General features: G+C 67.0%; 8 protein-coding genes. All 8 read left to right on the top strand.

Annotation, left to right across the window (positions count from 1 at the left end; genetic code table 11):
* Positions 1–320 precede the first annotated feature (320 nt).
* Positions 321–455 (top strand): 50S ribosomal protein L34, encoded by a 135-nt coding sequence (gene rpmH, locus K2L43_RS18495; RefSeq protein WP_005798102.1) that lies wholly within the window; start codon positions 321–323, stop codon positions 453–455.
* Between the two features lie 70 nt (positions 456–525).
* The gene (locus tag K2L43_RS18490) at positions 526–999 is read left to right on the top strand and encodes a ribonuclease P protein component (RefSeq protein ID WP_220638218.1); all 474 of its coding nucleotides are present in this window, start codon (positions 526–528) and stop codon (positions 997–999) included.
* On the top strand, positions 996–1292 hold the full coding sequence (gene yidD, locus K2L43_RS18485) for a membrane protein insertion efficiency factor YidD (RefSeq protein ID WP_011807217.1): 297 nt from the start codon (positions 996–998) through the stop codon (positions 1290–1292). The genes K2L43_RS18490 and yidD overlap by 4 nt, the downstream gene beginning before the upstream one ends.
* Positions 1289–2998: a membrane protein insertase YidC gene (yidC, locus tag K2L43_RS18480; RefSeq protein WP_220638217.1), complete on the top strand. Its 1710-nt coding sequence runs from the start codon at positions 1289–1291 to the stop codon at positions 2996–2998. The genes yidD and yidC overlap by 4 nt, the downstream gene beginning before the upstream one ends.
* Before the next feature lie 130 nt (positions 2999–3128).
* Entirely contained in the window at positions 3129–4715 is a 1587-nt protein-coding gene (locus K2L43_RS18475; RefSeq protein WP_220638216.1) for an ABC transporter substrate-binding protein, read from the top strand.
* Between the two features lie 217 nt (positions 4716–4932).
* On the top strand, positions 4933–6336 hold the full coding sequence (gene mnmE, locus K2L43_RS18470; protein ID WP_047349217.1) for a tRNA uridine-5-carboxymethylaminomethyl(34) synthesis GTPase MnmE: 1404 nt from the start codon (positions 4933–4935) through the stop codon (positions 6334–6336).
* An 87-nt stretch (positions 6337–6423) separates the two neighbouring features.
* On the top strand, positions 6424–6915 hold the full coding sequence (locus K2L43_RS18465) for a Crp/Fnr family transcriptional regulator (protein ID WP_041839105.1): 492 nt from the start codon (positions 6424–6426) through the stop codon (positions 6913–6915).
* A 137-nt stretch (positions 6916–7052) separates the two neighbouring features.
* Positions 7053–7892, top strand: a complete 840-nt coding sequence (locus tag K2L43_RS18460; RefSeq protein WP_220638215.1) for a hypothetical protein — start codon at positions 7053–7055, stop codon at positions 7890–7892.
* Positions 7893–8183: the final 291 nt, after the last annotated feature.

Raw genomic sequence — 8183 nt, 5'->3', positions numbered from 1 at the left:
TTCAGGTGATTCTTGTTGTGGATAGGAGGAACGGTACAAGGCCCGCGATTCTAGCTTGTCAAGGAGTTATCCACAATCTGAGCGAGGCGGTAAGGGGGCATGCGCGGCGATACATGCACCGGACCGCGAAGTAGGCCGAGACGCCCCAGGCATTGCCAGGATTCACCGAGCCTGCAATAATCCGCGGTTTCCCTGAATGGTGTTCAGGGTGATCAAGCCCGGGCGGCTGCTTTTCGCGCATTCCATGCAGGATGCAGCAGGCCCGGCGGGTGCTGCCGATCGAAGCCGCGCCCGTAACTGAACCTTCAAGGATCGAGAACATGAAACGTACTTACCAGCCCTCCAAGACGCGCCGTGCGCGCACCCATGGCTTCCTCGTGCGCATGAAGACGCGCGGCGGCCGTGCCGTCATCAACGCTCGCCGCGCCAAGGGCCGCAAGCGTCTGGCCGTCTGAGGCCGGGCCGCTCGGCTTTCGGCCGCTTACGGGTTTGCACCGCCAGTTCCCTGCCGGGGACGCTGCACCCATGCATCGGCTGAAAACGCGCCCCCAGTTCCAGGCAGCCATGGCGGGAGGCACCGTCTCCCGCACGGCGCACTTCGCACTGCACCGGCTGGGTTTGCCGCCGGTGGCAACCGATGGAGTTCCGCCAGCCACAGGGCCCCATTCCTCGCCGCAGGCGCAGGGATCGCAGGCCCTGTTTCTCGTGGGGGGGCAGGCGGGCGGCGTGTGGCTGGGCGCCATGGTGCCCAAGCGCTGGGCCCGCCGCGCAGTCACGCGCAACACCATCAAGCGCCAGATCTACGCCGTGGCCAGCGGGTTCGAGGCGCGCATGCCCAGCGGCGCGCACGTGGTGCGCCTGCGCATGGGCTTTGATCGCAAGCAGTTCGTGAGCGCCACCTCCGAGGCTTTGAAGCAGGCCGTGCGCGCCGAACTGGAACAGCTCTTTGCCGCGGCCGAACGCCGCAGTAGGGTGGCCGCGACAGGGGCGCGACCATGATGCGCGCGCTGCTCATGGGGCTGGTGCGCGGCTACCGGCTGCTGCTAAGTCCCTGGATCGGGTCGGCCTGTCGCTTCGAGCCCACCTGCTCGGTGTACTCTCTGCAGGCGCTGGAGCAACATGGTGCCGCGGCCGGCAGCTACCTGACCGTGCGCCGCCTGGCGCGCTGCCATCCCTGGTGCGAGGGCGGGCTGGACCCCGTGCCGCAGGAGCTGCCGCGCGGCATGCGCCTGTTTTCACGGCTCACGCCTTCCGACGACACTCCCTCTTCCTCACGTAAGAAGACTTCATGAACGACATCCGCCGCACCATCCTGTGGGTGATCTTTGGCTTTTCCATGGTTCTGCTGTGGGACAAGTGGCAGATCCACAACGGCAACAAGGCCACCTTCTTCCCCACGCCGCCGACGCAGACGGCCAGCACGCCCGCGGTAGCGGCCTCCGGCGCTGGCGCTGCCGACGTGCCGGTGGCCGCCGCCAGCGCCACGCCGGGCGCGGCGCCGCAGCCGCCCGCAGGCGCCAGCGTGCCGCCTGCCGCCATCCCGCGCGAGCGTGTGACGGTGAGCACCGACGTGCTGCGCCTGAGCTTTGACTCCGAAGGCGGTTCGCTGGTCCACGGAGAGCTGCTGCAGTATCCCGAGATGGAGGACAAGACCAAGCCCTTCCTGCTGCTGGACGAGAGCGCTTCGCGTGTTTATGTCGCGCAGACGGGCCTCATCGGCAACGGCGCCGGCGGCGCCTTCCCCACGCACAAGACCCCCATGGCGGTCGTGCCCGGTCCGCGCGAACTGCAGGACGGCCAGAACGAGCTGACCGTGCGTTTCGAGTCGGCCGACATGGGCGGCGTGAAGCTGGTCAAGACCTGGACGCTCAAGCGCGGCGCCTACGACGTGGCCGTGAAGCACGAGGTGGTCAATACGGGCACGGCCCCGGTATCGCCCCAGCTGTACCTGCAGTTGGTGCGCGATGGCAACAAGCCGGCGGGCGAGTCGTCGTTCTACTCCACGTTCACCGGTCCGGCCGTGTACACCGAGGCGAAGAAGTACCAAAAGGTGGAGTTCAAGGACATCGAGAACGGCAAGGCCGAGATCGACAAGTCTTCCAGCAACGGCTACGTGGCCATGGTGCAGCACTACTTCGCCACCGCGTGGCTGCTGGGCGACGGCGTGCAGCGCGACAACTTCGTGCGCAAGGTGGACACCAACCTGTACTCGGTGGGCATGATCACGCCGCTGGGCGAGATCGCCCCCGGCCAGTCGAAGGCCGTGGACGCGCGCCTGTTCGCCGGCCCGCAGATCGAGACGCTGCTGGAAAAGCTGGCCCCGGGCCTGGAGCTGGTCAAGGACTATGGCTGGCTGACCATCCTGGCCAAGCCGCTGTACTGGCTGCTGGACCAATTGCACAAGGTGCTGGGCAACTGGGGCTGGTCCATCGTGGCACTGGTGTTCCTGTTGAAGATCGCCTTCTACTGGCTCAACGCCAAGGCCTACGCCAGCATGGCCAAGATGAAGGCCATCAACCCGCGCATCATGGAAATGCGCGAGCGCCTGAAGGACAAGCCCCAGCAGATGCAGCAGGAGATGATGCGCATCTACCGCGAGGAGAAGGTCAACCCCATGGGCGGCTGCCTGCCCATCATGATCCAGATCCCGGTGTTCATCGCGCTGTACTGGGTGCTGCTGTCCAGCGTGGAGATGCGCAATGCGCCGTGGATCGGCTGGATCAAGGACCTGTCCTCGCCCGACCCGTTCTTCATCCTGCCGCTCCTGATGACGCTCTCGTCGCTGCTGCAGACCGCGCTGAACCCCGCGCCGCCGGACCCGATGCAGGCCAAGATGATGTGGCTGATGCCGCTGATGTTCAGCGTGATGTTCTTCTTCTTCCCGGCCGGCCTGGTGCTGTACTGGCTGACGAACAACATCCTGTCGATCGCGCAGCAGTGGATCATCAACACCCGCATGGGCGTGCCGCCGCAGTTCAACCTGCCCAAGTTCCGCTGACGGAGCGCGGCCTTCCCGGCCGCAATCCCCTGCTCCCTGCAACGGCCGCTCAGCGGCCGTTGTTGTTTTCGGTACGATGATTGCTACTACGTGATCCGGTAGTAACCATCAACACACAGGAGCCAGACGGATGATTCAACGTACCACCTTCAAACTGGGCTTGCTGGGGGCCGCCGTGCTCGTGGCCATGGGCACCGCCCACGCCGCCACCATGCGCTGGGCCGGCGCCAACGACATCCTCACCGTGGACCCCCACGCGCAGAACCACCAGACCACGCACGCCTTCCTGCAGCAGGTGTACGAGAGCCTGGTGCGCTATGACGACAAGTACCAGATCGAGCCCGCGCTGGCCACCAAGTGGACGCAGGTCTCCCCCACACAGGTGCGTTTTGAACTGCGCAAGGGCGTGAAATTCCATGATGGTGCGCCATTCACGGCCGATGACGTGGTGTTCTCGCTCACGCGTGCCGGCACGGCGCCGTCCAACATGATGTCCGCGGTGCAGAGCGTCAAGGAAGTCAAGAAGGTGGACGAGCACACGGTGGACGTGTTCCTCAAGGGCCCCAATCCCATCCTGCTGCGCGAGCTGACCGAGGCGCGCATCATGAACAAGGTCTGGGCCGAGAAGCACAACTCGGTGAAGTCGCAAGACTACGCGGGCAAGGAAGAGAACTACGCCTCGCGCAATGCCAATGGCACGGGCCCCTTTGTCATGGTGGGCTGGCAGCCGGACGTGAAGGTCACGCTCAAGAAGAACCCCAACTGGTGGGACAAGCCCAAGGGCAACATCGACGAGGTGGTGTTCACCCCCATCAAGTCGGCCGCCACGCGCTCGGCCGCGCTGATCTCGGGGCAGGTGGACTTCGTGGTCGACCCGCCGCCGCAGGATCTGGCGCGCATGAAGGCCAACCCCGACATCAAGCTCATCGAAGGGGCCGAGAACCGCACCATCTACCTGGGCCTGGACCAGTTCCGCGACGAGCTGCCCGGCGCGGGCACGGCCGGCAAGAACCCGCTCAAGGACAAGCGCGTGCGCCAGGCGCTGTACCAGGCCATCGACTCTGCGGGCCTGCACAGCCGCACCATGCGCAACCTGTCGGTGCCTGCGGGCACCATGATCGCTCCCATGGTGCATGGCTGGACCAAGCAACTGGACGAGCGTGCCGCCAAGTACGACGTGGAGGCCGCCAAGAAGCTGCTGGCCGACGCCGGCTACCCGAACGGCTTCTCGCTCAAGCTCGACTGCCCGAATGACCGCTACGTGAATGACGAGGCCATCTGCCAGGCCGTCACCGCCATGTGGACGCGCATCGGCGTCAAGACCAACCTGCAAACCGCGCCCATGGCGCAGTTCGTCACCCGCGTGATGAACAACGACGTGAGCGCCTACCTGTTCGGCTGGGGCGTGGCCACGTTCGACGCGCTGTATTCGCTGGACTCGCTGATGTCTACCAAGGACGGCAAGACCTCGGCTGGCGTCTACAACGGCGGGCGCTTTTCCGACGCCAAGCTCGACGGCATGATCCAGCAGATCAAGGTCGAGATGGATGCCCCCAAGCGCGACGCGCTGATCAACGACGCGCTCAAGCTGGTCAAGGACGAGTACTACTACCTGCCGCTGCACCACCAGATCCGCCCCTGGGCGATGCGCAAGAACGTGGACACGCCGCATCGCGCGGACGATCGCCCCATGCCCGCGTGGACGACCATCAAGTGATCGCGGCAAGCCGAAGGCCTTAAAAACGATAGCTGCCAGCGCTTGGCTACAAAGGTTTTCAGATACAAAAACCCCTGAAACCGACGTTGGACAAGCGCAAGCAGCTATCAAATATGCGTGACCCACGCCCCAGGCCCGCCCCGCGCGGGCCTTCTTCATGGCGCCGGGCGGGGCGCGGCTATCATGCGCTGCCCCTCTCCACCGCACCTGTAAGCCCATGCTGCCGCGCCACTCCGACCCCATCGTTGCCATTGCCACCGCGCCGGGGCGCGGCGCGGTGGGCATCGTGCGGGTCTCGGGCAAGCAGATCGGCGCACTGGTGCAGGCGCTGTGCGGCCGCGCGCTCAAGCCGCGCGAGGCCACCTACCTGCCGTTTCGGGATGGCGCGGGCCAGGCCATCGACCAGGGGCTGGCGCTGTACTTTCCCGCGCCGCACAGCTACACCGGCGAGGACGTGCTGGAGCTGCAGGCCCATGGCGGCCCCGTGGTGCTGCAGCTGCTGCTGGCGCGCTGCCTGGAGGCGGCCACGGGCGGCGTGCTGGACCGCCTGCGGCTGGCCGAGCCCGGCGAGTTCACCGAGCGCGCCTTCCTCAACAACAAGATCGACCTGGCCCAGGCCGAGGCGATCGCCGACCTGATCGACGCCAGCACGGAGGCGGCCGCGCGCGGCGCCAGCCGTTCACTGTCGGGCGACTTCTCGCGCGAGATCCACACGCTGCGCGACGCGCTGGTGCACCTGCGCATGCTGGTGGAGGCGACGCTGGACTTTCCTGAAGAGGAAATCGACTTCCTGCGCAAGGCAGACGCGCGCGGGCAGCTATCGAATTTGCAGCAATCGCTGGCCCGCGTGATGCAGCGTGCCAGCCAGGGCGCGTTGCTGCGCGAGGGTATCAAGGTGGTGATCGCCGGGCAGCCCAACGCGGGCAAGAGCTCGCTGCTGAACGCGCTGGCAGGGGCGGAACTGGCCATCGTCACGCCGATCGCCGGCACCACGCGCGACAAGGTGCAGCAGACCATCCAGATCGAGGGCGTGCCGCTGCACGTGATCGACACGGCGGGCCTGCGCGAAAGCGACGACGAGGTCGAGCGCATCGGCATCGCCCGCGCCTGGGACGAGATCGCGGGCGCCGACGCGGTGCTGTTCCTGCACGACCTCACGCGCTGGGGCAGCGCGCAGTACCAGGACGACGACGCCGCCATTGCGCACACGCTCTCCAACCGGCTGCCCGCGGGCGTGCCGGTGGTCGACGTCTGGAACAAGGCCGACGCCGCCCCGCAGGCGGCGGCGCCTGCGCGCGAGGGTGAGAGCCAGGCGGTGCTGCTGTCCGCGCGCACCGGCCAGGGGCTGGATACGCTGCGTCGGCAATTGCTGCAAATCGCGGGTTGGCAGTCGGCTGCGGAGGGCGTGTACATCGCCCGCGCGCGCCACATCGAAGCCTTGCGCGCCGTGGACGCCCACCTCATGGAGGCGGCCGCGCAACTGGAAAGCGACGGGCCGGCGCTGGACCTGCTGGCCGAGGAGCTGCGCCTGGCGCAAAACGCCCTCAACACCATCACGGGCGAGTTCACGTCCGACGATCTGCTCGGTGTCATCTTCTCCAGCTTCTGCATCGGCAAATAGCCGGCGCGGCGGGCGCGCAACGCCATGTGTAAGTAAGGGTAATGAGTGCTTGTGCAGATGACGGCGGCGCGTTACCGTTCGCGCCCGATGAATGCCATCACCGCTCCCTCCTCCAAAGTCGACCTTTCGGGTCTGATCCAGGCCATCACCCACGCGACGGCGGACGACAGCATGAACAACGTGCTCACCGCCGAGCAGTGGGATTGGCTGTCCGCCTACCTGTTGCCCATCAGCATCCCCTCGGGACAGGTGCTGTTTGCCAAGGGCACCAACGACCGCACCTTGTACCTGGTGGAAAGCGGCTCGCTCAGCGTGCACTTCGAGGACGAGAAGCAGCGGCTGCGCCTGGCCATCGTCGGCCCCGGCTCGATGGTGGGCGAGGGGGCGTTCTTTTCCCATCAGCCCCGCAGCGCCACGGTGCAGGCGGGCGCGCCGAGCAAGCTCTGGAGCCTGCCCGCTCTGCGCTTTACGGAACTTTGCAATCGCCAACCGGCGGTAGCGCTGCACTTGGCGATGGCGGCCGGCGCCGTGCTGGCCAAGCGCCTGGGCAACCGCCGCCGCCGCATCGCGGCGACCTGAGCGCGGCGCGCGAGCGCCACGCTTTGTGACCACAGCGCCCATCGCGGCGCGGCCGACCCTGCAACTGTCACGCCTCGGCCGAGGCGCGCGCAGTACACTTGCCGACGTTTTTTGAGCGCTTCTTCGCGAAGGCAAGCATGTCATTGTTCAGCTGGTTCACCCGCAAATCCAAGCCTCCGGTCGCGCGTGCGCGCCCCGCACCCGCCGCTGCTGCCCAGACCAACGGCGCGGCCCCGGCGCGCGCAGGCAAACCCCTGCTGGAGCCCCAACCCGCCGCGGCCCCCGAGCCCGCCACAGGCCGCAAGAACGAACGCATGGAGCGCCGCGAGCTGCTGTACACCGTGGTGCGTGACGCCATGGTGCGTGCCGGCGTGCTGTCGGCGGGGTACAAGTTCAAGGTGCTGTCGCTGGACCAGCGTGGGGCGCAGTTCCTGGTGATGATGGACTTGGCGCCGGAGTATGGGCGGGACATGGCGCGGCTGGGCGAAATCGAAACCCTGGTGACGCAGACCGCCCGTTCTCGCTTCGACATCCTGGTGACCGCCGTGTATTGGCGCACCAACGACCAGATCAGCACGGGCGTGCAGCCGCGCACCCCGGCCGCCCAGGCGCCCGCGCCGCAGGCTTCTGCCACCCCCGCATCGCCCATCATTTCCGGGACGCCCCGGCCCGCCGCTGCCGCGTCGCAAGGAGCGGCACTACCCTCGCGTCCAGCGCCGCTGGTGCCACCCGCGCCCGCGCGCGCGGCGCCGCGGTTCGAGCCTATCGAGGCCGACGAGGTGGCGGCGTTCAAGCAGGCGCTCACCAGCGCTGTGGCGCGTGCGCCCGCGGCCGCGCCGGCTCTGGGTGTTACCACGCGCAGCGGCCCGCTGCTGCCGCCAAGCCCCGCGCCCACGGGGTTCGAGGACACTGTCATGCCGGGGCAGGACGGCCGGTCGTCCGACCTCAGCTCCACGCAATACGGCGACCTGCGCTGAAGAACCGGCTGCGGGGACTGCAGCAGCCCAGCGGTCTAGGGCCTGTTCACACTATTTTTGCCAGTGCGAATGGCGTGAAAACCGCGCCAATCTAGGCGCGTGACGACGCCAAGGCCGGGGCCTTGGCTAGGAGGGCAACGACGAATGGCGCGGTTTTCACTCCGTTCCCTCCGGGTTGCGATCAAAAAGGGCCATTCGCGGCGTTGCCAAGCCTCGCTGGGGTAGCACCCCAGCTTCGTTTGGCGCCTTGCGCCTGGCCCTTTTTGATCGCAACGCATCTGGCAAAAATAG

The sequence above is a fragment of the Diaphorobacter sp. MNS-0 genome (genome assembly GCF_019602835.1).
GTDB classification, from domain to species: domain Bacteria; phylum Pseudomonadota; class Gammaproteobacteria; order Burkholderiales; family Burkholderiaceae_C; genus Diaphorobacter; species Diaphorobacter nitroreducens.
The sequence above is the reverse complement of the archived record's forward strand: the minus strand, read 5'-3'. Positions and strand labels throughout refer to the sequence as shown.